General features: G+C 66.5%; 23 protein-coding genes. 13 read left to right on the plus strand and 10 right to left on the minus strand.

Annotated features, from left to right (window positions below; translation table 11 throughout):
* Positions 1 to 18 precede the first annotated feature (18 nt).
* Positions 19 to 816 (plus strand): EI24 domain-containing protein, encoded by a 798-nt coding sequence (locus ACWF99_RS05975; RefSeq protein WP_452534983.1) that lies wholly within the window; start codon positions 19 to 21, stop codon positions 814 to 816.
* A 17-nt stretch (positions 817 to 833) separates the two neighbouring features.
* Here the strand turns inward: ACWF99_RS05975 and ACWF99_RS05980 are convergent, their stop codons facing one another.
* Both ACWF99_RS05980 and ACWF99_RS05985 read right to left on the minus strand, forming a co-directional pair.
* Positions 834 to 1,082 (minus strand): RDD family protein, encoded by a 249-nt coding sequence (locus ACWF99_RS05980; RefSeq protein ID WP_452534985.1) that lies wholly within the window; start codon positions 1,080 to 1,082, stop codon positions 834 to 836.
* Entirely contained in the window at positions 1,033 to 1,638 is a 606-nt protein-coding gene (locus tag ACWF99_RS05985; RefSeq protein ID WP_452534987.1) for an LppU/SCO3897 family protein, read from the minus strand. Before ACWF99_RS05985 ends, ACWF99_RS05980 begins: the two co-directional genes overlap by 50 nt.
* Before the next feature lie 314 nt (positions 1,639 to 1,952).
* Here ACWF99_RS05985 and ACWF99_RS05990 point away from each other — a divergent pair, with 314 nt between their 5' ends.
* Positions 1,953 to 2,564, plus strand: a complete 612-nt coding sequence (locus tag ACWF99_RS05990) for a hypothetical protein (protein ID WP_378630613.1) — start codon at positions 1,953 to 1,955, stop codon at positions 2,562 to 2,564.
* A 248-nt stretch (positions 2,565 to 2,812) separates the two neighbouring features.
* On the opposite strand, the gene ACWF99_RS05995 is transcribed toward ACWF99_RS05990, so the two are convergent.
* Complete coding sequence (locus ACWF99_RS05995) at positions 2,813 to 4,468, minus strand: FAD-binding dehydrogenase (protein ID WP_452534988.1); 1,656 nt, start codon at positions 4,466 to 4,468, stop codon at positions 2,813 to 2,815.
* 318 nt (positions 4,469 to 4,786) lie between these two features.
* Between ACWF99_RS05995 and ACWF99_RS06000 the strand changes: the two genes are divergently transcribed.
* Positions 4,787 to 6,913, plus strand: a complete 2,127-nt coding sequence (locus tag ACWF99_RS06000; RefSeq protein WP_452534990.1) for an acyltransferase family protein — start codon at positions 4,787 to 4,789, stop codon at positions 6,911 to 6,913.
* A gap of 95 nt (positions 6,914 to 7,008) precedes the next feature.
* A complete protein-coding gene (locus ACWF99_RS06005) occupies positions 7,009 to 7,920 on the plus strand; it encodes an alpha/beta hydrolase family protein (RefSeq protein ID WP_452534992.1) in 912 nt (303 codons plus the stop codon).
* 44 nt (positions 7,921 to 7,964) lie between these two features.
* Here ACWF99_RS06005 and ACWF99_RS06010 read toward each other — a convergent pair whose 3' ends face one another.
* The gene (locus tag ACWF99_RS06010; protein ID WP_378630605.1) at positions 7,965 to 8,810 is read right to left on the minus strand and encodes a hypothetical protein; all 846 of its coding nucleotides are present in this window, start codon (positions 8,808 to 8,810) and stop codon (positions 7,965 to 7,967) included.
* 432 nt (positions 8,811 to 9,242) lie between these two features.
* Here ACWF99_RS06010 and ACWF99_RS06015 point away from each other — a divergent pair, with 432 nt between their 5' ends.
* Positions 9,243 to 9,902, plus strand: coding sequence for a hypothetical protein (locus ACWF99_RS06015; protein WP_452534993.1), 660 nt, complete (start codon positions 9,243 to 9,245; stop codon positions 9,900 to 9,902).
* A 53-nt stretch (positions 9,903 to 9,955) separates the two neighbouring features.
* On the opposite strand, the gene ACWF99_RS06020 is transcribed toward ACWF99_RS06015, so the two are convergent.
* The gene (locus ACWF99_RS06020; protein ID WP_378630601.1) at positions 9,956 to 10,522 is read right to left on the minus strand and encodes a TetR/AcrR family transcriptional regulator; all 567 of its coding nucleotides are present in this window, start codon (positions 10,520 to 10,522) and stop codon (positions 9,956 to 9,958) included.
* 86 nt (positions 10,523 to 10,608) lie between these two features.
* Between ACWF99_RS06020 and ACWF99_RS06025 the strand changes: the two genes are divergently transcribed.
* From ACWF99_RS06025 to ACWF99_RS06035, 3 genes are all read left to right on the plus strand, one after another.
* Entirely contained in the window at positions 10,609 to 11,178 is a 570-nt protein-coding gene (locus ACWF99_RS06025) for a hypothetical protein (protein WP_378630599.1), read from the plus strand.
* A gap of 41 nt (positions 11,179 to 11,219) precedes the next feature.
* Positions 11,220 to 12,017, plus strand: coding sequence for an SDR family NAD(P)-dependent oxidoreductase (locus tag ACWF99_RS06030; RefSeq protein WP_452534994.1), 798 nt, complete (start codon positions 11,220 to 11,222; stop codon positions 12,015 to 12,017).
* A 129-nt stretch (positions 12,018 to 12,146) separates the two neighbouring features.
* A complete protein-coding gene (locus ACWF99_RS06035; RefSeq protein WP_452534996.1) occupies positions 12,147 to 12,644 on the plus strand; it encodes a DUF6764 family protein in 498 nt (165 codons plus the stop codon).
* A gap of 189 nt (positions 12,645 to 12,833) precedes the next feature.
* On the opposite strand, the gene ACWF99_RS06040 is transcribed toward ACWF99_RS06035, so the two are convergent.
* Together ACWF99_RS06040 and ACWF99_RS06045 are read right to left on the minus strand one after the other, a co-directional pair.
* On the minus strand, positions 12,834 to 13,769 hold the full coding sequence (locus ACWF99_RS06040; RefSeq protein ID WP_452534998.1) for an NADP-dependent oxidoreductase: 936 nt from the start codon (positions 13,767 to 13,769) through the stop codon (positions 12,834 to 12,836).
* A 77-nt stretch (positions 13,770 to 13,846) separates the two neighbouring features.
* A complete protein-coding gene (locus ACWF99_RS06045; RefSeq protein WP_452535000.1) occupies positions 13,847 to 14,728 on the minus strand; it encodes a dioxygenase family protein in 882 nt (293 codons plus the stop codon).
* Positions 14,729 to 14,847: 119 nt separating this feature from the next.
* On the opposite strand from ACWF99_RS06045, the gene ACWF99_RS06050 reads away from it, so the two are divergent.
* Both ACWF99_RS06050 and ACWF99_RS06055 read left to right on the plus strand, forming a co-directional pair.
* On the plus strand, positions 14,848 to 15,321 hold the full coding sequence (locus ACWF99_RS06050; protein ID WP_452535001.1) for a MarR family winged helix-turn-helix transcriptional regulator: 474 nt from the start codon (positions 14,848 to 14,850) through the stop codon (positions 15,319 to 15,321).
* A gap of 233 nt (positions 15,322 to 15,554) precedes the next feature.
* Positions 15,555 to 16,145 (plus strand): uridine kinase family protein, encoded by a 591-nt coding sequence (locus ACWF99_RS06055; RefSeq protein WP_452535003.1) that lies wholly within the window; start codon positions 15,555 to 15,557, stop codon positions 16,143 to 16,145.
* Positions 16,146 to 16,277: 132 nt separating this feature from the next.
* Here ACWF99_RS06055 and ACWF99_RS06060 read toward each other — a convergent pair whose 3' ends face one another.
* Positions 16,278 to 16,814, minus strand: a complete 537-nt coding sequence (locus ACWF99_RS06060) for an ester cyclase (RefSeq protein ID WP_452535005.1) — start codon at positions 16,812 to 16,814, stop codon at positions 16,278 to 16,280.
* An 8-nt stretch (positions 16,815 to 16,822) separates the two neighbouring features.
* Between ACWF99_RS06060 and ACWF99_RS06065 the strand changes: the two genes are divergently transcribed.
* Positions 16,823 to 17,008 carry a hypothetical protein gene (locus ACWF99_RS06065; RefSeq protein ID WP_452535007.1) on the plus strand — a complete coding sequence of 62 codons (186 nt, stop codon included), beginning with the start codon at positions 16,823 to 16,825 and terminating at the stop codon, positions 17,006 to 17,008.
* A 274-nt stretch (positions 17,009 to 17,282) separates the two neighbouring features.
* Here the strand turns inward: ACWF99_RS06065 and ACWF99_RS06070 are convergent, their stop codons facing one another.
* Complete coding sequence (locus ACWF99_RS06070; protein WP_452535009.1) at positions 17,283 to 18,563, minus strand: lipase family protein; 1,281 nt, start codon at positions 18,561 to 18,563, stop codon at positions 17,283 to 17,285.
* A gap of 562 nt (positions 18,564 to 19,125) precedes the next feature.
* Here ACWF99_RS06070 and ACWF99_RS06075 point away from each other — a divergent pair.
* Complete coding sequence (locus ACWF99_RS06075) at positions 19,126 to 20,604, plus strand: FAD-dependent oxidoreductase (protein WP_452535011.1); 1,479 nt, start codon at positions 19,126 to 19,128, stop codon at positions 20,602 to 20,604.
* Between the two features lie 56 nt (positions 20,605 to 20,660).
* Here the strand turns inward: ACWF99_RS06075 and ACWF99_RS06080 are convergent, their stop codons facing one another.
* Positions 20,661 to 21,497, minus strand: a complete 837-nt coding sequence (locus ACWF99_RS06080; protein WP_452535013.1) for an LLM class F420-dependent oxidoreductase — start codon at positions 21,495 to 21,497, stop codon at positions 20,661 to 20,663.
* A 451-nt stretch (positions 21,498 to 21,948) separates the two neighbouring features.
* Between ACWF99_RS06080 and ACWF99_RS06085 the strand changes: the two genes are divergently transcribed.
* Positions 21,949 to 23,643: a S8 family peptidase gene (locus ACWF99_RS06085; protein ID WP_452535015.1), complete on the plus strand. Its 1,695-nt coding sequence runs from the start codon at positions 21,949 to 21,951 to the stop codon at positions 23,641 to 23,643.
* Positions 23,644 to 23,646 lie beyond the last annotated feature (3 nt).

A 23,646-nucleotide genomic window follows, 5' to 3' on the forward strand; every position in this document is an offset into this window, starting at 1 on the left:
CGCGGATAGGCTACGGCCATGCATGAACTGGGGACAGGGTTCGGTTACTTGTGGAGCGGGCAGCGGTGGGTCGCGAGCCACGGTCGCTGGTTCGGCTTCGGGCTGTTGCCCGGACTGGTCACGTTGGTCCTCTACATCGCGGTGTTCACCGGAGCGGCGTTCGGTGTCGGGGACTTCACCGCATGGATGTCGCCGTTCGCCGACGACTGGAACTCACCGTGGCGCGGGCTGTTTCGTGGGTTGCTGGTCGTGGTGTTGTTCGGGTTCGGTGCACTGGTCGCGGTGGTGGCGTTCACCGCGATCACGTTGGTGATCGGGCAGCCGTTCTACGAGCAGCTGTCCGAGCAGGTCGACAGGTCGGAGTCGGCGAACGGCACTGCGCCGGAGTCGGGCAACGGGTTCGGTCGGGATCTGTGGATATCGACCCGCGACAGTGTTCGTCTGCTGATCAGAGTCCTGGCCTGGGCCGTGCTGTTGTTCGTTCTCGGGTTCATCCCCGTGCTCGGCCAAACCGTCGTTCCGGTGATCGGGATCGGCGTGACCGCCTTCTTCCTCGCCCAAGAACTCACCGCGGTGGCGTGGCAGCGTCGCGGCGTCGAGCTGCGCGAACAACTGGCCGTCTTGCGCGGACGCCGCATGCTCGCCTGGGGCTTCGGTGTTCTACTCGCCCTTGTCTTTCTGATCCCGTTCGTGGCCGTGCTGCTGATGCCCGGCGCCGTCGCGGGTGCGACGCTCATGGTGCGCAGCCTGAGCGAGGAGAACCGAGCGGACGGTAAACCACTGGTCGGCGAAGCGATGACGACACGGCCCCGATAGCAGCGGCTGCTCCCGAATCAGCCCTTGACCACCTGGGTGCCACCCGCGAACTTGTCGTGCCAGCCCTGTTTGCTCGGGCTCGAACTCACCGTGACCGCGATGCCGATGGCCGCGATGAACCACAGCAGCCCGCCCAGCCAAGGAATCAGGTTCAGCATGTAGGCGTTGCGCTTGGCCGATTCGACGAGATCGGGCTCGGCCGCTCCGCCCGCGCCGTCAGCGGGTGCTGACGCAGACCACGTAGCGGCGCTGGTCGTAGACGACACCGCGGTCGCCGATCGTGCAGACGTTCACATCCGTGGTGTCATGCCGGATCTCGAGGACGCGGACCCGACCGGGGATGTCGGCGGCGCAGTCCACGTGTCTCGCCGCGTCCCCCTCCATGTCCAGGCATTCCCCGACGGTCCAGTCGATATCCAGGCAGAGGGTCTGGTCCACGCCGCCGGGCAGCGTCCGAGGTTGGGCGCGGTCGACGTCGCCCGGGCAGTGTCCGCCCGCCGACGCCAATTCCGTCACCTTGTAGCGGGAGTGGATGTCGCCGCACGAGACCTGGCGAATATCGTCCGGACTCGCATTCAAATCCACACAATCGCCGGCACGCAGTTCCACCCAGGGAATCTTCGTCGCGGATTTTGTCAAAGTCGACACGACGCTGCCAGAAACATCGGTAATAGTTCCCAGCGGCTGAGTTGCCGAAACCTCGGTCGGCGAAGTTTTTTCCGCGGAGGCATTGTCGGGCTCGTCGGGCTGCTCCGCCGCGAACCCCACGACGACGGAAAGCGCCAGGTAGAACGCTCCTGCCAGGGCAAACACTGCCCCCATGGACACACCGAGCAGAGCTAGGTTTCTTCGACGTGCCATCTGTGTTGTCCTACTCATCCGCTGGACATCCCCGACCGACGTCCCACTCGCCTGACAGTTCTTACACGGCACACACGAACGTGTCGAATTGTGAATATTAGTATTTTAACAATGCGAATTACTGGTCCACCGCCCAATTCGGCACGGTTCACCGACTACCGGAAAAGGGTGCTATTGTCTGCCCGATCTCACTGGCGGACAACACGGTTCGTGCCCCGAGCAGCGGCATGCCGTTTTGCCGCGCAATCTTTCGTGATGCGTAAAGGAATTCCCTGATGAAACTCGGTTACTTCCCCGCTGCCACGCTCCTGGTCGGCGCCGCCGTCTGGATCACCGCGGGGACCGCCGCCGCGCAGCCGGTCGCACCCCCGCCCCCTGAGGCCACCACATCCGGGGTCGACCAGTCCGTGCACTACGAGGCCACCCTCACCGAGTTCTCCCGGGTGCTGACCACCACCGTCGCCGGCGGCACCTTCACCACCACCGAAGACAACACCGCGGTCACCCTCGTCGCCGACTCCGGCGCCGTCGTCACCCGTATCCCGCTCACCTACCAGATCTCCGGCAAGGAAATGCGGGTGGCGCAAACGATCTCCGACAACGGCCGTCACCTCGTCCTCGCCCCACAGGCGAGCGCCACCGGCATCGGCGAGATGCAGGCCATCAGCCCCATGTCCCAGCTGACCAACGAGATCAATCGCAACGTGGTCGGCGTCGTCGCAGGCGGCATCCTCGGCGGCCTCATCGGCACAGTCCTCGGCTTCGGCTTCCTCAGCATCATCACCGGCCCCGTCGGCCTGGTCCTGGGCGCCATCGCCGGCGGCTACGCCATGGGCGGCCAGCCGTTCCTCGACGCCGTCACCGCCGCCGTCAGCGGTCAGCCCTGATCCACCGCTCCGGACGGGCGACCGGTTCCGGTGCGGGTCGAGCGCACCGCTGATCGGTCGTCGCCTGCGGCCGTCAACGCCTTCCTCGAGGAGCGCAGAACGGCGGCCGCGGGCCCGTCACGGGGGCTTCGGCGCCGCGCACCGCCAGGACACGGCCGTTGGCCCGCAATACGCGCCTGGCGATTCGTCGAGAATGTCCGGGCGTTCTCGGCCACGGAGTCGACGTTCACGGCGCCGTCCTCGCGGCCTCACAGCCGACCAGCGACCGCCCGGCCGGCGGCACGTCCGGAGAAGATGCATCCGCCCAGGAAGGTGCCCTCCAACGCGCGATACCCGTGCACTCCCCCACCGCCGAAGCCCGCGACCTCGCCAGCGGCGTACAAGCCCTCGACCGCTGTTGCGTCCGGCCGCTGCACTCGCGACGACAGGTCTGTCTCCAAGCCGCCCAGCGTCTTTCGGGTGAGCAGATGCAACCGGACGGCGATCAGCGGGCCTGCCTTGGGATCGAGCAGCTTGTGTGGTGCGGCCACCCGCGTGATCTTGTCGGGCAGATAAGCACGTGCTGCATGCATCGCCGCGATCTGGAGGTCCTTGCTGAACGCGTTGCCGAACTCGCGATCCCGCGAGATCACCTCACGCTTCACACTCGCCACATCGAGCACGCTGTCGCCTGCCAGCTCGTTCATCCGGCGCACCAGGTCGTCCAGCGTGTCCTCGACAACGAAATCGGCACCTCTGCGCTTGAACGCCTCGACCGGACCCGGCGCCCCCTTCTTCACCCGTTCCAGCAACAACCTGATGTTGCGGCCGGTCAGGTCAGGGTTCTGTTCCTGCCCGGACAGCGCGAACTCCTTCTCGATGATCTTCTGGTCCAGGACCAGCCAGGTGTAGTCGAAGCCGGTCCGGTTGATGTACTGCATCGTGCCGAGCGTGTCGAAGCCGGGGAACAGCGGTGGAGGAAGCCGCGTCCCCGTCGCGTCCAGCCAGAGCGACGACGGTCCCGGACCGATGCGGATGCCATGGTTCGGCCACACCGGGGCGTAGTTGATGATGCCCTCGGTGTAATGCCACATGCGGTCCCGGTTGATCACGCTCGCGCCCGCGGACTCCGAGATCGCCAGCATCCGCCCGTCCACGTGCGCGGGAACACCGGCCAGCATGTGCTCGGGTGCGCGACCCATGCGCGTCGGCCAATTCTGACGGATCAGCTCGCGGTTGTGCCCGATACCGCCGGAGGTGACGATCACCGCCTGGGCATTGAACTCGAACTCGCCCAATGCTTTCCGAGACGACTCGATGCCTCGCGCCGCGTCCGACGGCTCCAGGACGGTGCCACGCACACCGGTGACCGCGCCGCCGGTGACGACGAGTTCATCGACCTGGTGGCGAAACCGGTATTCCACCAAGCCCTGATCGACGCCGATCCGGACACGAGACTCGATGATCTCGACGATCCGCGGCCCGGTTCCCCAGGTGATGTGGAAACGGGGCACCGAGTTGCCCGGCCCATACGCGCCGTAGCCGCCCCGTTCCGCCCAGGCAACGACCGGGAACGCCTTCCAGCCGCGCTCGGCCAGCCAGGGACGCATCTCACCGGAAGCGAATTCGACAAAGGCTCGAGCCCATGCGCGCGGCCATTTGTCCTCGCGCTCGCGATCGAATCCGGCATTGCCGAACCAGTCCTGCAGCGCCAGGTCGTAGGAGTCTTTGATACCGACCCTGCGCTGCTCGGGGCTGTTCACCAGGAATAGTCCACCGAAGGACCAGAATGCCTGTCCGCCGACATTGCCGGCGTTCTCCTGCTCGACGATGAGCACCCTTTTACCCGCGCTGACCAGCTCAGCCGCGGCGACCAATCCGGCGAGTCCGGCTCCGACGACAATAACGTCAGCAGATTCGGTCATCCATTTACGGTAGCTCCGCATCCCGACCGCAGGAAAGAGATACTCCTGCTCCCCACGGCACTGTGATCGTCTGCGGTGGCAGCATCCCGAAATGGCGCCGATCAGAGCACCCGCCCGATCCGACCGAGACCGAGACCTGACCGGCCACGCCACCACGATCGCCGCGAGTATCGACGCCGCGATGCCATCATTCGCCGTCGTCGCTGTGCCGGCGAATGGACCTGGTGGATTCGACCGTGGTAGGAGAGTTGTCATGTCCTCGTCATCGTCCGTTCTCCGGAGAACCGGCTCACCTGTACCCGATGTGAGCGCGGCGGGATGGTGTCAGGGGCTGTGACCGATGTTGACGCCGATTCGACCGGGCAGACTCGTCTCACCACCGCCACGCGAACCAACCGCGGGTTGGGGTACCGCTTCGATCTGGACGGGTTGCGGGGTCTCGCGATCGCGTTGGTCGTCGTCTTCCATGTGTGGTTCGGTCGTGTTTCCGGTGGTGTAGACGTCTTCCTGGTGCTTTCGGGGTTCTTCTTCACGGGCTTGCTGCTGCGCCGGGCGGAGTCGCCGGAGCCGTTCTGGGCTTGGTCGGTGGTGCGCCGCACTCTGCGTCGGCTCGTCCCGGCCATGACGGTCGTGCTGGCGGCGGTCGTCGTCGCGACGGTGGTGTTGCTGCCGTATACGCAATGGTCGACGGCGGCGGCGCAGGTTCTGTCTTCGCTGTTCTACTACCAGAACTGGCAGCTCGCCCTGACCTGGTCGGACTACCTGGCCGCCGATCCTTCGGTCAGTCCGCTGCAACATCTGTGGTCGATGTCGGTGCAGGGGCAGTTCTATCTGGCCGCGCTGCTGACGGTCGCGGCTATCGCCTGGTTGTGCGCGCGGCTCTCACGACCTGGTCGGATTCGCGCGACCACCGGCGCTGTCGTGGTCGCGGTGTCGGTGGCCTCGTTCGTCTACGCCGCCGACGGCGTCGCCACGAACCAGGGGTGGAACTACTACGACAGCTTCGCCCGTGGGTGGGAGTTGCTGGTCGGCGCCGGGCTCGCCGTCGTCGCGCCGACGCTGATGTTGTGGCGACAGGTGCGCGCCGCGCTCTCGGTGTTCGGTGTTCTCGGTGTCGTGCTGTGCGGATGGCTCATCATCGACGGCGCCAACCGGTTCCCCGGCCCCGCGGCTCTGCTCCCTGTCTGCGCGACGGCTGCGGTGATCCTCTCGGCGACCCAGCTGCGGGTCGCCGACTGGCCATTGCCGAACCGGCTACTGGCACATCCGGCCATGCGGTGGCTCGGCGATATCGCCTATCCCCTGTACCTGTGGCACTGGCCGATCCTGATCTTCTTCCTCACCGAACGCGGGAACACCCACGCCGGTTTCGTGGGCGGCACCGGGGTGATCGGGCTGTCTATTGTGCTGGCCTGGATGACACACCGCTGGATCGAACAGCCACTGCGGCAACGCACTTCACCCGCGGACAGTACCGGTGCCGGGGACGCACGATCGCGGCATCTGGTCGCGTCTGCGGTCGCGGTGTTGCTGGTGGCGACCATCACCGTCACCGCCGGTTGGCAGTTCGCGGTGGTCCAGGTCAAGCCACCGGTCGCGGCCGGGGAGCTCGACCCGGCAAGGTACCCGGGCGCGGAGGCGCTGGCCTCCGGCGCGGCGACACCCGACGAGCCGATGCGACCCACCGTCTTCGCCGCGCCCACCGAAGTCCCCCCGCCCACGGCGGACGGATGTATCGCGGACTGGGACACCCGCGACGTCGTCACCTGTACCTATGGCGACCCGGATGCCGATCGGACACTGGCACTCGTCGGGAGCTCCCATGCCGAACACTGGCTGCCCGCGCTCCAGGTGCTCGCCACCGAACACTCGTTCCGCATCCAGGTGTACTTGAAGATGGGTTGCCCGCTCACCCTCGCCGACGACGCCACCTACAAGGGCGAGCCCATCCCGGATTGCCGGGACTGGTCCGCCGAAGTGATCGACCGCCTCGATGCCGACCGCCCCGACTGGGTGTTCACCACCGGTACCCGGCCCCGCGACGAGGGCGGCGACGAGACGCCCGCCGACTATCTCCACGTCTGGGCGGCACTGTCGGACCGCGGTCTCAACGTGGTCACCATCCGCGACACCCCTTGGCTGCGGCGCGGAACGATCCGATACAAAGCCACCGATTGCTTGGCCGGCGGCGGGAACCGAACCAGCTGCGGCATGCGCCGCGAGGACGCGCTCGATCCGGTCAACCCAGGACTGGAACCTGCCTCGGCTTTCCCCAGCGTCTTCCCGATCGACCTGACGGACGCGGTCTGCGAACCCACGCTCTGCGCGGTAGCCGAAGGCAACATCCTGATCTATCACGACGAACACCATCTGACCGCGAGCTACTCCCGGTCGCTGGCAGGACCACTCGGACGGGAGTTGCAACCGATCCTCGGGTGGTGGTGAGGCACGCCCCCGATCCGGCTGTCCCACCTCACCGTTGACCGGCCGTGGGGGGCGATACGGTGCAGATTCAGAGGCGATCGAGAGGAGAACTACCGGTGGCACGTGGAGGCAAGCGTCGCATTGCCGGTCTCAGCGTGCTCGCGGTGTTCGTCCTCGCCCTGGGATATCGCGCCACGGATCTGTCGGTACCGGCCGAGACGGTCGCCGCGGAAGCTGTGGCGATTCCGCAAACCCCGATGCGCATCAGCTACGGGAGCTCACCGGAGACGTTCGGCGACCTCTATCTGCCACCGGCATCGAACACGCGGCTGCCCGTGGTGGTGCTGATCCACGGCGGCGGATGGGCGCAGAACCGCACCCTCGCACAATTCGACGCCCATGCCCGTGCGCTGGCAGGCAACGGCGTGGCCGTGTGGAACATCGAGTACCGCCGAGTGAACGGCGGCGGCGGATGGCCGGTCACACTCACCGATGTCGACGACGCCGTCGACGCGCTGGCGAACATCGTCGCACCACGCCTCGGTAACCTGCTCGACCTGCAGCGGGTTCACCTCGCCGGGCACTCGGCCGGCGGCCACCTCGCCGCCTGGACCGCCGGACACCGAGCAGGCGAACCACCGAGACATCCCGCGATTCGCATCCGCAGCCTCACCCTGATGGCCGCGGTACTCGACTTGGATCTGGCCGTCACCGAGAGCCAGGATTCGTTCGTCCCGAAGCTCCTCGGCGGTACGCCGGCGGAGGTACCCGACCGCTACCGCAACGCCTCCCCCATTCACCGCCTCCCGGCGAACGACACTCGCATCGCCGCATTACACGGCGAGAACGACCGAGTTGTGGCGCCGCTACAAAGCCACCGCTACGTCGAAGCTGTCACCCGCGCCGGCGGCATCGCCGACCTACGAATCCTGCGCGGTACCGGACACGGTGAATTCGCCGACGCCGAGTCTTCCGCGTGGAACACAGCGCGCGACATCATCATCGGCTACGTCGGCACCAGCAACTGACGCTCCACTCGCACGACCTCCGGCACACCGTGGTGCTGACCACGTCACTCGAAGTAGACCGCATAGTCGCCGAAAGGGACCTGGCCGGTCGGGCTCGCCTTGATGGCGTCGGCGACCTGCGGGGGTATGGGAGCCCAGTGGGCCGGCATCTCGGCCGCCAGGGCCGGGTTCAGGATGTAGATCAGCGCGAAGTTCACAATCCACAGCGGCGGGGCCATCGACATGCCGACCTCGGAGCTCACTCCGCCCTTGGTGTTGGTCACCAGCTGAGCCGCGCCCGAAATCTGTTGTGCCGCGAAGCCGTAGGCAGCTTGCACCGTGTAGGCCGACCGGTAGAGCGCGACCAGAGTGCGAAACGCACCGTTTTCCCGCAGCCAGGTGCCGACGTAACCGCCGGGCGCGAGCAAGGTGTTCACCTGTCTGGTCGGCGCGTCCACGTTGGCCGGGCTCTCCAACAGCCCGCCGGGGTTCACGTACAGTCCGTAGCCGGCCAGCACCGAGGGCGTGCTCTGTCCGTTCACCTCGGAATAGAGAGGGCGGCCGACCGTATTGGTGAGGATCTCGACGCAGGCGACGATCACCTCGGCCGCCTCGCGGCTGCCGCCGACGCCGCCGCCGGTGCTGAGGTCACGATACTGCTGCTCGGTCAGCGCGTCGGCTCTGTCGAGACCCACCTGACCGGCGATCGTGTCGGCCAAGGCCTGACCGAGCGGCTGGTTGAGCTGGTCCGGACTCGTCAGCAGCGGTGGTGCGACGTGTTCATAGGCGGGCGCACCGGCGAAGGGGATCGCGAATCCGGTGTCGGAGGTGTTTGCCATAGGTTGCCCGGAGACGGCCTGGGTAGCCGTCAAGGAGAGCAGGCACGCACCGATCAGTGCCAGAACCGACATGACTCCGCGGCGGGCGGACGATCCGCGCCGATGCCCCGGGCTCGCTATCCGCGTATTGCCCATCGTCGACCTCTCAGAGCGCTGTCGTAGGAGGTGGAAACCCATTTCCAAGTCAGTCAAAGCCGTCCCCGGCGCCCCTGTCAAGCCCCGCGCCACGTCGCGAAGAAGACGCGCGCGTCCCCCTGACCGGATCGACGGACCGGCTCACCCACTCGCGGCGACATGCCTTTGCGGATAAATTGCCGTCGAGACTTCGACTCGAGGGGAACAGCAGCGTCTGTGTCCGGATCGCACTGAGCACGCTGCCGTCCGACCGAAACAATATCGGCGAAGGAATCCGCGGCGGGCGGTGACAAGAGGCGCTCGACCAGCACTATTCACGTCGCTGGTGCGCAGCCCTTCGCAGAAGTTCAACATCGGTACTGTGCGTGCATGAAGCAGGAGCCGTCCGGCTACGAACTCTATTCGGCGCGCACCGCCCCTGCGCGGCGCTGGGACGATCGAGACAGGGCGCTGCACAACGATTCCCGGATTGTCGACCGCTCGACTGCGGCGTTTCGAGAGGCCTACTACGCCGAGGACTCCCGGCGTGCGCGGCGAGCACAAGAGGAATTCGACGCGCGGAGTTGGGAATTCGTCATCGATCCGGCGATCGACGAGTGGGCGCGAGCATGGGTCGTCGGCGCACCGGCGGCCTTGCAGCTACGCCGGTCGACGCTTCCGGACTGGGCCGATCTGCTCGGTTTCCGCACCCCCGACTTCGAGATCGAATCGGCACTGGAAACGCTGATCAACCGTGCGGCGGCCGGCGGTCTGGTGCGCTCTCCCCACCCGGGCGTTCTCGCTACGGCCTACTCCAGTCGTCATCCGTACACCGAACTCACCGACGGAGTGGGCTACGGCTTCTATCCGGCGGACACCGAAGAGCTGATCGTCCACGGGTCGGCCGCAGTGCGATACGAGGACTTCGACAGCAGACCCGAACACGGTCCGGGTGCCGTCGTTGCCGCGATCCGAATGGTGATGGACACCTTCCGACAGCCTCGTCCTGGGCATATGCAGCCGGGAAGGTATTGGCAGCCCCCAGGTTGACCATGTCGGGGCAAACGATCCGCTCGTAACAACCCGATCTCGACGACTGCCGGTCAGCTTGTCCCGGTTCGGCTGGAGGCGGCGGTGAGGCTGTGGACGAGCAGGTCGATGACGGCTCGCTTGCCCGCGTCGTCGCGCTGGTGAGTGAGGAGGCCTTCGATGACGAAGGTTCCGATGGCGGTCATGGCGGCGAGGTCGGCCTCGGCGGCGCCCGCCCTGCGGAGGTCGTCGGCGAACAGGGCGTCAGCCAGCTGATGGAACCCGGCGTGCCAGGTGTCGATGACGGGCGAGGCCGGGGCGCGGGTGTGCACGGTGTTGACGAGCCCGTGTAGCCGTTCCAGCTGGTCGACCACCCACAGCAGCCGGTCGTTCAGCGGCAGGCCGTCGACCGACGCGTAGGTCGCGAGCGCTTCGGCCAGGACGCGATCCAGGACAGCGATGAGCAGCTCGTCCTTGTCCTGGAAATACCAGTAGATCGTATTGACGGCGACTCCTGCGCTGCCGGCGATCCGTGCCGTGGACGCCGACTCGAAGCCATCGTCGATGAACAGCCGTTGCGCGGCGACGATGATCTCCTCGCGCTTCTCCTCGCGGTTCTGCGGGCGTCGATTCCGGGGCACCTCATCATCTTATCTTGAGTGGTGCTCAAGAAAACGCTACGCTTCTTGAGCACCACTCAAGAACCGAGAGATGAGGTGGGTTTCCCTTGGACACCGACAGTGTGGCCGCCGAACTGCGAGAGCTGGACACCGACGGCCTGCTTGCCCTTTTCACCACTCTGGAAGCCCCCACGATCAGCGAGCTCAACGGCGAGTACGCCGCCTGGCTGCTGGCCCAGCCGAACCTGTTCGCCGAGGTGACCGGAAAGGTGGCCGTGGCCAACCCGCTCGGTCCGTGGCTGTGCAAGGCATTCCGGCCCGTCGACGAGAACGGCGGGCGCGGCTACAACACTTTCGGTGAGTTCGGCCGAGTCCGGCAGCGCTACCCGATGCGCACACTGCTGGCCCCGTCCCGCTACGACGGCGCTCCGGCCTACACGCTCATCTATCGCGCCTACACCTCGATATGCGGCTCGCTCCATATGGTGGACGAGGTGCGGCGTGCCGCGCCCGGCGTCTACCTGGGCATGGGCACCTGGGGATTCACCGACGCTCAGCGCCGCGTGCCCCGCCCCTTCCTGCTGACCGGCCCGGTCGGCTCCTACCGCGGTGACATCGGCAATGCCCGCCATGACTTCACACCCGGTCCCCGCGAGCTGCCCGGCCCACCCGCCTGAACACCGCCCACCTGTCGGCCCCCATCCGAAACGAAGGACCCATGACCACATCCCCCCGCACCGCCCTGATCACCGGCGCGTCGGCTGGCATCGGCGCGACGTTTGCCCACCATCTGGCCGCAAGCGGCTACCAGCTGCTGCTCGTCGCCCGCCGCGCCGACCGGCTTCAGGAGCTCGCCACGCAGCTGACCGAACGCCACGATGTGCGCTGCGAGGTGTTCGCCGCCGATCTCACCGACCCCGCCGCACCCGCCGCGATCCTGGATTACGCCGCCCAGCAGGGCTTGGACGTCGACGTCCTGATCAACAACGCGGGCCTGTCGGGCAAGACCGCGTTCGCCGACACCCCATGGGACGCCCTGGCCGGGGAGATCCAGCTGATGGTGACCGCCCCGACCGAACTCGCTCGCCTGGTCATCCCCGGCATGAAGGAACGCCGCTGGGGCCGCATCATCAACCTGTCCTCGGTCGCGGCGTTCGCCCCGCCGGGAGCCGGCCTGCTCTACACCGGCATCAAGTCCTACGTCCTCAACACCTCGCAAGCCCTCGACATGGAACTCAAGCCCCACGGCATCCATGTCACCGCGCTGTGCCCCGGCTTCACCCGCACCGAATTCCACGACGTCATGGGCACTCGCGACGCAGCCGACCACCTGCCCCGGATCCTCTGGCAGCAGCCCGAAGCCGTCGTCGCCGAAGGCTGGGCCGCAGTGATGAAAGGCAAACCCGTGTGCATCCCGGGCATCGTCAACAAGATCTCCGCCGCCGCCATGAAGCCCCTGCCCATCCGCCTGGGCTACCTCGCCGGAAAGACTCTCAACCCCTTCAAGAACAGCTGAGCCTCGTGCATCGAATTTGCATCGTTAGGTGCGTAGGCTGAAGGTTGTCCAACTCAGATTTCAGCTCGGCCGGGCAGCCTCGTGGGTTGTGGGGTGCGAGCGACACGATCGAGAGCGAGGGTGACCCCAATGTTCAACTTCACTGCTAGGCGCGCCGCGGCCCTATTGGTAGGTGCGGGTGCGGTTTCACTGTCGGCTCTGGCCGGCGGCCCGACAGCGAATGCCGCGCCGGTCGCGGCCTGTCCGGCTCCCGGCGCTACTGCTGCCCAGGCAGGCGAGGAGGGTGCGTCCTGCGCCGCGGAAAGCGAGGCCATGGGGGCGGCCGCGGCGTACGGACTCGGCGGCAACGCCGGCGCCGACGCCGCGCCGACCAGCCTGTCGCTCGCGATCGCGGCGAACGGCGGCGAAGCTGCCTCCGCCTCGCAGTACCTGTCCGGACCGGCCGCGATCGCGGTGGGGCCGGGTGCCATGGCGGCCGTCACCGGCGTGCGGCCGGGACTGTCCATCGGCATCGCCGGGCCCGGAGCCACAGTGACTGTCACCGGGACCTCGACACCCACCTGCACGGGCGGGCCCGGATTCGCGGGTGACTTCCAGACCCTGCAGGGATGCGTGTCGATGGGCTGATGCCCTCGATCCGGCAAGACCCGACCAGGATCTTGCATTCCACCTGGTCGGCGGCGGGCTCGCCCGGGCGGGTCGTTCGGCGGTATTCACCGAAAGATGCAGCAGGACAGGCAACTCCAGGCAGTGCGGTGTGCTCGATGGAGAGGGTGCTTCCCGTCTAGCGGGAAGCACCACCTCGGTCGAGCGCGATCAGGGGGCGAGCACGATGGTCTTCCCGGTCAGACGGCCGGCGCCCGCGTCCGCGTGCACCCCGGCCAGCTCCGCGACCGGGCGACGGTCGGCGATGTGCAGGTGGAGCTTGCCGGCGTCCACCTTGGCGACCAGCTCGCCCAGTTGGGCCCCGTCACTACGGACCCACAGACTCTCACTGCGGACCCCGCGGGCGACGTCCTCGGGAATCGGGCCCGCCGAGCTTACGGCGATCCCGCCGTCGGCGACATAGTTCGTCAACTGTGCGAGTTCCTCGGGGGAAACGCGCACATGGTTCACCACGACCTGGAACGGACCACCCACCGCGTCCGGACCGTCGGCGAGGCTGAGCGGGCCTTCGACCCGGACTGCGCCGTAGCCGCCGAGTCGGTCCGCGTGTTCCGGCGCGTCCACCGCGGTCACGTGCGCTCCCGCATCGACAGCGAGCTGCACCACCAGGCTGCCCACCGCACCCGCCGCCCCGTTGACCAGGACCGTCTGACCCGGCTTCAGCTCGGCGAGCTCGAATGCCAGCTGCCAGGCCGCGAGGCCGGTCAGCGGCAGCGCCGCGGCGTCGGCCAACTCGATCGTCTGCGGTGCCGCGGTGAGGGACTCGGCGGGAACCAGCGCGAATTCGGCTGCGCCGCCCGCGGAGTCGAGGGGCAACATCGCCACGACCCGGTCGCCGATCGCCAGGCCTGTCACGTCCGCGCCGAGTTCGACGACGGTGCCCGCCAGGTCGATGCCCGGCACATACGGCAGCACGATCGGGAGCATCTGCGCCAGATGCCCCGCGCGGATGTGATCGTCGACCGGGTTGAACGAGGTGGCGACGACCTGCACGAGTACCTGCCCGGGCGCGGGGACCGGACGTTCGACGTCGTCGTAGCGCAGGACTTCGCTGGTGCCGAACTCGTGAAAACGGATGGCCTTCATGGAACTGTCCTCCAGAGTGTGCGATCTCGTCGCCGCGGGGATGAGGCGATCGAGCGGGAAGGGAAAGTCGAACCGGCTCAGGTCAGTTGGACCGAGCGGATGGAGTTGCCCATGACCAGGCGGTCGATGGCGCTCACCGCGCTGGCGGGGTCCGCAGCGGCACCGACGGTCAGCAGCAGCGGAACGAAGTGTTCGGCCGTCGGGTGGGCGACCGCGACACCGGGCGCCTTCGTGCGGTAGTCAGCCAGAGCATCGACGTCGCCGCGGGCGAGAGCATCGACTGCCCATTCATCGAAAGCTGTTGTCTCGGTGGCGAGCTCTGGACGGCGGAAGACGGCGAAGCTGTGTGTCATGAAGCCCGAGCCGAGCACGAGGATGCCTTCTCCCCGTAGCGACCGTAGGCGTGCGCCGAGTTCGAGGAGCGCGCGGGGATCGAGGCTGGGCATCGAGAGCTGGACGACCGGGACATCAGCAGCGGGGTACATGGCCATGAGCGGGATGAACGCGCCGTGGTCCAGGCCGCGGTCGGCGAATTCGTGCACGGGTGCTGGGCCCAGCAGACCGGTGAGTCGGCGGGCGAGGCCGGTGGCGTCCGGGGTCGCGTAGGGAAGGGTCTTGTAGCGGGGGTCGAAGCCGCTGAAGTCGTAGTAGAGCGGAGTGCCTGCCACGGCCGCGGTGACCGCGGCCGGTGCTTGTTCCCAGTGGGCCGAAACAACAACGATGCCACGGGGTTTGGGCATCGACTGAGCCCAGGCGAAGAGGTCGCTGAGCCACTGCGGATCGTCGAGGGTGAACGGGGCACCGTGGCTGACGAACAGGCTCGGCAGCGGCCCGTCGGCCTCACTCCACAGGGGTTGTTCGCGCGCCTGTGGCATGACACGGGCGAGGAGATCCGTGTAGGCGGCAGCAGGCTCACCCGAAGCTCGGCCGTTCGCGGAGAAGCGGCGGCTTGTTGTCATCAATATCAGCTCCTTAAGTTGCCCTGGAAAGTATTTTCACTTGCCTGGGCAAGTAACAAGGTAGCGCACAATGACTTGCCCAGGCAAGTACATGTTTCCTGGGCAAGTACGATGAGCGCATGAACACCCCGTCACCCTGGCTCGATGAGGACCAGCAGGAGCTGTGGCAGGCGCTCCTCACGGTCGTCACTGCCCTCCCCGCAGCTCTCGACCGTCAGCTACAACGCGATGCGGGCATCTCCAACTTCGAGTACGGGGTGCTGGCCAGGCTGTCGATGGCCGACGACGACACGATGCGCCTGAGCGACCTCGCCCGGGTCTGCGACAGCACCCAGCCCCGGCTGTCGAAAGCCATGGACCGCTTCGAAGCCCGCGACTGGGTCACCCGCCGACCCGACCCCAGCGACGGCCGATACACCTTCGCCACCCTCACCGACGGCGGCCGCCGCAAGCTCGCCGACAGCGCCCCGGAGCACGTGGCGCAGGTGAAGCGGCTCGTGTTCGATCCACTGACCGCCGCTCAGCGCCGCAACCTCGGGACCGCGCTCACCCGCATCGCCGCCACCGTGCGCGGGGAACTCGAACAGGGCTGAACCGCCTCAGTCCCCCATCCCGCAAAATCCGATGGGACGACCGGCCCCAACCCGACACCGGTCCTTCGGACAAGCCACAACCCGGACCACCCGACAGGCCGAACCCCACACCCGCCTCCGCTATTACCGTCGGCCCCGGCCTGCCCGCCGCGCCGGGTTTGATGCGCTCCCCCGCCTGCCACGCCCAGCATGGCCACGACGACCTCGTGTGAAGTTCGGCGAGAATGACTCATATGCACATTGACGACCTCGCCGCACTCGTGGAGCGCACCACGCCGCGGCTGGGCTCGACCAAGTTGGTCGCCGTGGACGGCCCCGGCGGTGCGGGGAAGTCCACCCTTGCCGCACAGCTCGCCGCCGCGTGCACCGCGACACTGCTCCATACTGACGATTTCGCGTCTTGGGACAATCAATTCGATTGGTGGCCTCAGCTCGAGCAGCAGGTCTTGTCGCCGATCGCTCATGGACGAGCCGGCAGGTACCAGCGCTACGACTGGGACACCAAGACTCTGGCGGAATGGCATGACGTCGCCCCGCCTGCTGTCCTGATCCTCGAAGGCGTATCGGCCGGCCGTGCCACTGTGCGCGAACGATTGTCGCTATTGGTCTGGGTTCAGACCCCGCCCGCAGTGAGACTCGCCAGAGGGCTCGATCGCGATGGAGACGGTGCGCTATCGCAGTGGCAACGTTGGATGTCTGAAGAGGACGTGCACTTCGCCGCCGACCGAACACAACAACACGCTGATGTCATCATCAGCGGACAGGCAATTCACCTACCTGAACCGTCGCAGGTTGAAGACCGCTTCCTTCCTCGAGGACGATGATCACCATGTCCAGGCGAGTCCGGAAAGTCCGCTGCCGCAGTGAAGACCGCCGAGCAGCTCGGGGTCGAACAGGTGCGTCGGGAGAACAGAGAACGCCTCGCGGCAGGCGTCCGAGTGAGGTCGAGGGCGTGCTCAGCTACCTGTAGGCGGCTGGCCGGAGCGCGCTTCGCGAACTGCTCGACGCTTGAGCAGCGCGCACCGCAGCAGGTACACGGGGCTGGGTGGCAGCCAGCCGAGTTGCTTGGCCATACCGAGGTCGTCGCGATTGGCCCAGTGTTCGATGATCTTGCCCGCACGCAGGCGGAACCAGTGCGATTCGGTCATCGCGAAGGATTTGCCGGTGGGGGCGAACGCATTCTCCACCGCACCGGATTCGGTGTAGAAGACGAACGGTCCGATCTGGCGGCCGTGCATCGTCGCGTAGACGGTCACCAGATCGTCTTCGACTGTCGCGGAATGTATGTCGTAGGACATGTCGGCGAACGCGTCGCGCAGCCACTCGGCCAGCGCGTAGAGCCCCTCGGGGCCGTTGCCGCGGGCCCAGGGCGGTGCCGCTCTGCGTTCGTGGCTGAATCCGTCGGGGTGGGTGACTTCGGCGAGGTCAGCGATGCTGCCGTCCACCATGAGGTGGATGCCGTGGATCGCCACGGACTTCGGGTCGCTGGCCACTGCGGACCATGCTGGGCAGGCACCTGCTCGAGACCCGGCAGTTGCGCGACGGGATCGACCTGGACGAGGTACGCGACGTCTTGTGGAACTACCTCGCCATCGATACCTACGAACGGCTGGCACTCGCTCGGGGGTGGTCCCAGCAGCGATACGCGGATTGGGTCGCGCGCGCCATCATCGCCGCGATCACCTGAGGTGAGTACTCAGCCGACGCCTTTGTCGGCCGTGCCGCCGCCGTCACCGCGCTCATCGAAATCGACTGCGCACCCAGGCAGGTCGACTCGAAGCTCTGCCACGGCGCCGGATTCGTCGTGGCGCCTGTACCTGGAGAACCCCGGTGTCGAATGTCGGATCCCACCCGATCGCATCCTCACCTGACCGCATCGCAGCCACCGATGTCACCGGAGTTACTCGTGGAGCGATGCGGTCGACTGGCGAGGTCCCGAGGATCGAGGGAGATCGGCGCGGCTAGGGCAGCGACGCGCAGTTCACCGGAGCCGGCACGTCGGCGAGGCGATCGACCATCCACGGCTGCGAACTTGTCAGCGACGGGAAGAAGCCCAGATCGTGGGTGCCCAAGAAGCCCGACATCGCGGGCACCGCGCTGTCGGCGTCCAGTTGTACCGCCGCGCCGCCGCCGCACCATCGCGCGACCAGATCGCGCGCGGCGGGGTAGGTGGCCTTGTCGTCGTGCCTGGCCGAATAGACGCGCACCGGCGCCGCAGGAGTGGACCCGCCGAGCCGCTGCTCGTCGAATGCCCGCTTCAACTCGGGGGAACCGTCGATCACGGCCGTGAGCGGCCGCCCGCTGGTCGTCCACCGCGACGTGTCCTGGGGCTGGACGAAAGTCTCGGAGAGACCGCCCCCGCACGTGCCGATGGAGCTTTGCAGGATCGCCTTACCGGTGTCGTTGAGCTCGGCGTCGAGTACCGGGCGTGTCTCGGGGTAGTCCGCGGCGATTCCGTTGAGCACCCACGCGATGGCAGGCGCGACGCCGGGATTGCCGTCACTGCGCACGATGAAATCCTGCGGCCCCACCACCGGCCCGCCCACGTGTACCCCGCGCACAGCGAGTTCGGGTGCGTACTCGGCCTGCAGTTCGGCGGCGGCAGCGGAGGCCATCCCGCCCTGGGAGTAGCCGTAGATGATGACCGGCGAGTCCGGGCCGAGCCCCGAACCGGGCAGCCGCAGCGCGGCCCGCGCGGAATCCAGCACCGCGTGTGCCTGCGTCCTGCGGTTCAGGAAGTCGTGCACTCCCGGTACCCCGAAGTCGTGATAGTCGGTCATCACCACCGCCATCCCGCTCGCCAGGAGTTGATAGATCGCGATGATGTCGTATTCGAAGACCACGTCGGCAGGCGGCTCGTACCGGATCACCTGCGCCAGCATCGCCGACGGCGAGCAGTCGGCGTTCTGCCCCTGTGCGCCGCCCGCGTATGCCACCAGTGGTCGCGGGCCAGGGCCGGTCCAGGGCTGACTCGGCTCCAGATAGGTGCCGACCACCGTGTTCGGCGCGCCGTGGGTGTCGTTGCTGGTGTAGACGAGGCGGGTGGATCGTGCCGGTATCGGCCCGGCCTGGCCGGGGATCGTGATCGCCGTCGCCGAACCATCGGCACGGACGATGTCACCCCCCGCCACCCGCAACTGCGGCGGCTGGGCCCCTACCGTCGGTGTGGCCACGACTCCGACGCAGACAACCACGAGGGTTCCCGTGAGTGCTGCGATCCACGCGCGTTTTCCGCTCTTCATACCGATCCTTCGTGCGAGGTGATCCGTCCAGGGCAGCTGTCGAACCGAACAGCACGATCGCCACGGATGGAGCGCAACACCGCTTGTCAGCGGATCGTGAGCAGAAGGCGTGATGTTCGACCCGAGAGATCTTGATCGAAACTGCGGGCATCTCCGTCGAGCACAGAACCAGGCACCGATATCACGTTGCCGGGGCCACAGCATACGCCATGGTGCCGACATCGCCGCGCGGGCTACTGCTTCGGATCACCACCCGATCCAGAGGCCGGGTGCCCCCCTCGGGAGTAGTAGTCGCCTGTCCTCGCCCAGCAAACCTGAATCGACCGAGCAGGCATCGAGCGCTCAGCGTTGCGCCGGTCGTCAGCGGCGCCGGCGGCCGAGCCCGCACTGGTCTCGAATGAGACGTTCCCGAGAGAAGCGCTTAGACCAGCGAACCATCGGTGACTTTCGTGCCGGCCGCGAGGACGATCGATAGAGATCAGATGGTCGCAACCGAGACGCGCTGGAGCGTGGCATCGCTACAGCCCGCTCTCTGAATCAAGAGGCTCCCCAGGAGGTCGCGGTGACAGGTGACGCCGCGTCAGCCGAGACGCCCGTTCGGGTAGAGCGCTGCGACGTCCGCGTGGTCGGAGCGGGCATCGCCGGAGTCAATGCCCTGTTCGTCGCCAGTCGATACTTGTCTCGCTCGCAGAAAGTGATCCTGGTCGATCGCCGCGATCGGTCCGGCGGTATGTGGGTCGACACCTATGCGTACGTACGACTGCACCAACCACATGGCCTATTCACCGCGGGCAACATCAAGTGGACACTTGGCGAGGATCGCTCCTATCTGGCAACCAAGGACGAGGTGCTCGCCCACTTCGAACACTGCCTCGAGATCGTCGAACGACGAGTGCAAGTAGAGGAGTACTTCGGCTGGGCACTGGAGTCACATGTCGAGTCCGGCAACATTGTGCGCCTCAACTGCAAGTCGTCGGACGGCCGGCTAATGATTATCGAGGCGAAGCGACTGATCAAAGCCAGCGGATTCGGGATCGTGCCCAACAGCCCGCTCGAGCTTTCCAGCACACGTGTCGTATCGGTGTCACCCGACTTCTGCGACATGCGCGGGGACGAGATGCGGGCGAGCGACGCCCCTGTGTGGATCGTGGGCGGGGGAAAGACCGCGATGGATACCGCTCACGCGCTGATCACGCAATACCCCGGCCGGGAAGTGAACCTCGTGGCAGGTTCAGGCACGTTCTTTTCTGACCGTGACCGCTTGTTCCCTACAGGCGGCCGACGATGGTGGGGCGGCACGCTGGCAACCCACATTTTCACGGAACTGGGCCGGCGCTTCGACGGGACCAACGAGACAGATGTCGCGACGTGGTTACGCACGACTTACGGCACGTGGTTGACCCCCACCACAGGAAACTTCCTGCTGGGCTTGCTGTCCGGATCGGAGAACAAGACGATTGCCGACGGCCTGAACGAGGTGATCATGGATCACGTCGTTGACGCCGTCGACCGTGACGGCGATATCGACTTGATGTTCCGCAGCGGATCAGCCCAGAAGATCCAACCGGGCAGCTGGATCGTGAACTGCACCGGATATATGCTGCACGGCGATCCGCCCTATGAGCCCTACATTTCCGACAGCGGTGCGGTCGTGTCGGTTCAGCCACGCTCTGCCACATTCCATCTGACGTCGTACATGGGCTACTTCTTGACCCACCTGTTGTTCTTGGGCAAGCTCAGCGACGTCCCGCTCTATGAACTCGACGCGCTGGATCTACGGAAGAAGTCGAATGCGGCACTTCCCTATGTGCTCGGCTCGCTGGCCGTGCACAACCTCAGCCTCGTCCTCGACAGCATCCCGAACAAAGTGTTCCTCGATTGCGGAATCGATCTCGATCGCTGGTACCCGCTGCCGCGCCGCATGATCGAAACGACGCGGTTCATGCTCACCCACCGCCGCGGACGCGAACACCTCCGGCAAACCCTGGACACTGTACGCACACGATTCGATGTTCGCTGCGGTCCACTGAACCAGGCGTAACCGTCCCGGCCGTAGTCGTTCGTCACCGCGCGCAGCCGCCGTGACGTCGTCAGCCTTCACCGAGTCAACGGCAGTACCGCGGCCAGCGCGCGTAGCGCCTCGAGGTAGTCCTCGTTCAACGGCTGGATCGCGACATGGTCGGCGCCCGCGTCCAGGTGGGCCACCAATCCGGCCGCGACTTCGGCAGGCGTGCCGTTCACGGCGAGAACATCGATCAGGCGATCGCTTCCCGGCTTGGTGATGTCCTGCTCCGAGAAGCCCACGCGGCGCAGATTGCTCAGGTAGTTCACCAGCCCCAGATACATGGAAACCGTGCCCCTGGCGAGCTCGCGCGCCCGCGCCACATCGTCATCGAGGACTACCTTCTGCTCCGCGACCAGAAGCGCGTCTGCACCAAGCGTTTCCCGGGCGCTCTTGGTGTGCTCGGGCGGGGCGAGGTAGGGCAGCGCACCCGCGGTCCGGTCACGGGCGAGTGTCAGCACGCGCGGTCCGAGTGCCGCCAACGCCCTGCGCTCCTTCGGCACACCCGCGGCGTCGAGTTCGTCCAGGTAAGCCACCAGCGCGTCGTACGGCTTGACGGCCCCCGCACCGTTGGCCTCCCGATGACCCACCCCGATGCCGAGCAGGAAGCGGCCGGGAAATCTTCGGTCGATGCGGTGAAAGGACTCCGCGACGGCCTCCGCAGGCGCTGTCCAGATATTCACGATGCTGGTGCCGACAGTCAGCGATTCCGTTGCCTCCAGCAGCGATTCGACCACGGGCAACTCGGCAGGCGGCGATCCGCCGAGCCACAACGCGCCGTACCCTAGTTCTTCGATCTCGCGAGCTGCCGCTGGGGCGAACCCCTTGTAGTGGCGCCACACACCGAATTTCCCGAGATCGCTAATGGTCATGCCGGAGGCAACGCGGGTCCCATCACGACTATTCCGAGGCCTGAGTCGGCCGGGTGGCCGCCGATGCATCCGGCATCCGACGCCCGGCCTGCCGGTCGCTCCTGCTCCGGCTCGCACAACACGGCGTCGACACTCCGGCGCGCCTTCATCAGTCCGCCGGGTTCCGCAGTTCAATCGGAGTATGCGCTCGAATTCGCCGAGCAGGGCGACTGCCTGTTCCGCGGACAGCGGCGGATGAGCTGGGAGCTGCAACCCAGTCGCGCACGTCTGCGTCTCAGAGGCAACGCCGATGTGCTCAGTGGTCAATAAGGCCACCTTGTTTCCGGGTCTGGATGGTGATCGTCAACTCAATCGGTCCAACTCACGCCTTCACGACGGGTGATGACGGCAGCGCACGAGAGGTCTACGTCGAATTGCCCCATGAGGCATCTCCTGAAAGGGACGAACGCTGATGACGACATCGGGACCCGAGGGGCGCGCACCTCGCAAGCGGCGGCATACCGCAGCACACGGCAACCAGGAAGTCGGACAGCAATTCGCACGAACGTTCGCTCCGCCCGGACTCTACGACAAGGAGCGACGTAAGGAATGGCGGCTCGAGGAGGAGCCCGGAAAGCGTGGCCCCTACATCGTGGAGTTGAACCTGCAGCACACCGAGGGTCTACTCGGCGCAGTCGCGACACTCAAGGAGTTGCACGCGGAGGTCATGCGGAACGCGCCAGAGCCGACACCGATCTCCCGCACTTACTACCTGTGTCGCATGTCGTGGGCCGAGTGTAAGAAGCTGCTCAAGCAGGACGAGCGGCAGGCACTGGCCAAGGCGGGCCGAACAGCGGGCAATCCCATGCGATTTCGGGCGATTTACAAGCTCTGGCCGGACTTTCCCGTCCGTAGTCAGGTCTACCGGTCGCTGCCGACGATCAAGGCGAACGCTGCCCGGCGCTCCTTCGAGGCCGAGGGAGAAGGAATCGTCTGGGCGGTGATCGACTCCGGCATCCAGGGAAGCCATGCACACTTCCAGAAATACACAACCGTCGAGGCCGAGGGGGTCAGGAACCTGCACCGTAGCTTCGTGGAGGAAGCAGTCGAATTGGATGGGGTCCCGCTCGAGCCACGACCCGTACTGGACCCGGACGACCCGACAATCGACAAGGACGAACGGACCCGGCGCGTCGATGCCCATCGCAAAGCGGCGCTCACCGACGAATACGGACACGGCACGCACGTCGCCGGGATCATCGCCGGGTGCGCTCCGCTCAACCGCAAGGAATATGGGGTGCGGTTGTTCGAGCGGGTCGACCGCCCCAGCGCCCGCGGGCAACTCGAGCGGACCAGCGCTATCGTCCAGCAGTTCAACGACCTGGAGCACCTACACGGCGTGGCTCCGCAGTGCCGACTCGTGAGCCTCAAGGTGCTCGACGAGGTCGGTGAAGGACGTTCCAGCGACGTGATCCGCGCTTTGGAGTACATCCGCGAGAACCTCAACGACAATCCCAAGCTGCTCCGCGTGCACGGGGTAAACCTCAGCGTCGGATACGAATTCGATGCCGAGATGTTCGCCTGCGGCCAAAGCCCGATCTGTGCCGAGGTCGACCGGCTGGTCCAGTCGGGCGTGGTCGTCGTGGCGGCCGCCGGGAATACGGGCTACGGCAGCGTGGGGTCGAGTACACGGGAAACAAGGGTGGGGCTGTCGAATACCATCAACGACCCGGGCAACGCGGAGCAGGCCATCACCGTCGGCGCTACACACCGCGACGCGCCGTACATGTACGGCGTCTCGTACTTTTCCTCGAAGGGACCTACCGGCGACGGCCGACTCAAACCCGACCTGGTGGCCCCCGGCGAACGGATCACCTCCTGTGGCGCGGGCACTCGCCTGCACGAGGCCATCCGGGCCGCCGACGCCAGCGCGTCGGCGAGCGGAGATGTGGCCTTCGCCGACTACATGGAGGACAGCGGCACCAGCATGGCCGCACCGCACGTGTCCGGGGCGATCGCGGCCTTCCTGTCCATCCGGCGCGAATTCATCGGCAAGCCCCGCGACGTGAAGCGAATCTTCACTTCCACGGCCTCGCCGCTCGGTCGTGAGCGCTACTTCGAAGGGCACGGTCTGGTGGACCTCGTCCGTGCCATCCAATCCGTCTGATCG

Source organism: Nocardia sp. NPDC055002 (assembly GCF_053608825.1).

What these genes read in the sequence shown, in the direction of transcription:
- ACWF99_RS05975 (WP_452534983.1), top strand. Translation starts at nt 19, where the DNA reads ATGCATGAACTGGGGACAGGGTTCGGTTACTTGTGGAGCGGGCAGCGG.
- ACWF99_RS05985 (WP_452534987.1), bottom strand. Translation starts at nt 1,638, where the DNA reads ATGGGGGCAGTGTTTGCCCTGGCAGGAGCGTTCTACCTGGCGCTTTCC.
- ACWF99_RS05990 (WP_378630613.1), top strand. Translation starts at nt 1,953, where the DNA reads ATGAAACTCGGTTACTTCCCCGCTGCCACGCTCCTGGTCGGCGCCGCC.
- ACWF99_RS05995 (WP_452534988.1), bottom strand. Translation starts at nt 4,468, where the DNA reads ATGACCGAATCTGCTGACGTTATTGTCGTCGGAGCCGGACTCGCCGGA.
- ACWF99_RS06000 (WP_452534990.1), top strand. Translation starts at nt 4,787, where the DNA reads ATGGTGTCAGGGGCTGTGACCGATGTTGACGCCGATTCGACCGGGCAG.
- ACWF99_RS06010 (WP_378630605.1), bottom strand. Translation starts at nt 8,810, where the DNA reads ATGTCGGTTCTGGCACTGATCGGTGCGTGCCTGCTCTCCTTGACGGCT.
- ACWF99_RS06015 (WP_452534993.1), top strand. Translation starts at nt 9,243, where the DNA reads ATGAAGCAGGAGCCGTCCGGCTACGAACTCTATTCGGCGCGCACCGCC.
- ACWF99_RS06030 (WP_452534994.1), top strand. Translation starts at nt 11,220, where the DNA reads ATGACCACATCCCCCCGCACCGCCCTGATCACCGGCGCGTCGGCTGGC.
- ACWF99_RS06035 (WP_452534996.1), top strand. Translation starts at nt 12,147, where the DNA reads ATGTTCAACTTCACTGCTAGGCGCGCCGCGGCCCTATTGGTAGGTGCG.
- ACWF99_RS06040 (WP_452534998.1), bottom strand. Translation starts at nt 13,769, where the DNA reads ATGAAGGCCATCCGTTTTCACGAGTTCGGCACCAGCGAAGTCCTGCGC.
- ACWF99_RS06045 (WP_452535000.1), bottom strand. Translation starts at nt 14,728, where the DNA reads ATGACAACAAGCCGCCGCTTCTCCGCGAACGGCCGAGCTTCGGGTGAG.
- ACWF99_RS06050 (WP_452535001.1), top strand. Translation starts at nt 14,848, where the DNA reads ATGAACACCCCGTCACCCTGGCTCGATGAGGACCAGCAGGAGCTGTGG.
- ACWF99_RS06055 (WP_452535003.1), top strand. Translation starts at nt 15,555, where the DNA reads ATGCACATTGACGACCTCGCCGCACTCGTGGAGCGCACCACGCCGCGG.
- ACWF99_RS06065 (WP_452535007.1), top strand. Translation starts at nt 16,823, where the DNA reads ATGCTGGGCAGGCACCTGCTCGAGACCCGGCAGTTGCGCGACGGGATC.
- ACWF99_RS06070 (WP_452535009.1), bottom strand. Translation starts at nt 18,563, where the DNA reads ATGAAGAGCGGAAAACGCGCGTGGATCGCAGCACTCACGGGAACCCTC.
- ACWF99_RS06080 (WP_452535013.1), bottom strand. Translation starts at nt 21,497, where the DNA reads ATGACCATTAGCGATCTCGGGAAATTCGGTGTGTGGCGCCACTACAAG.
- ACWF99_RS06085 (WP_452535015.1), top strand. Translation starts at nt 21,949, where the DNA reads ATGACGACATCGGGACCCGAGGGGCGCGCACCTCGCAAGCGGCGGCAT.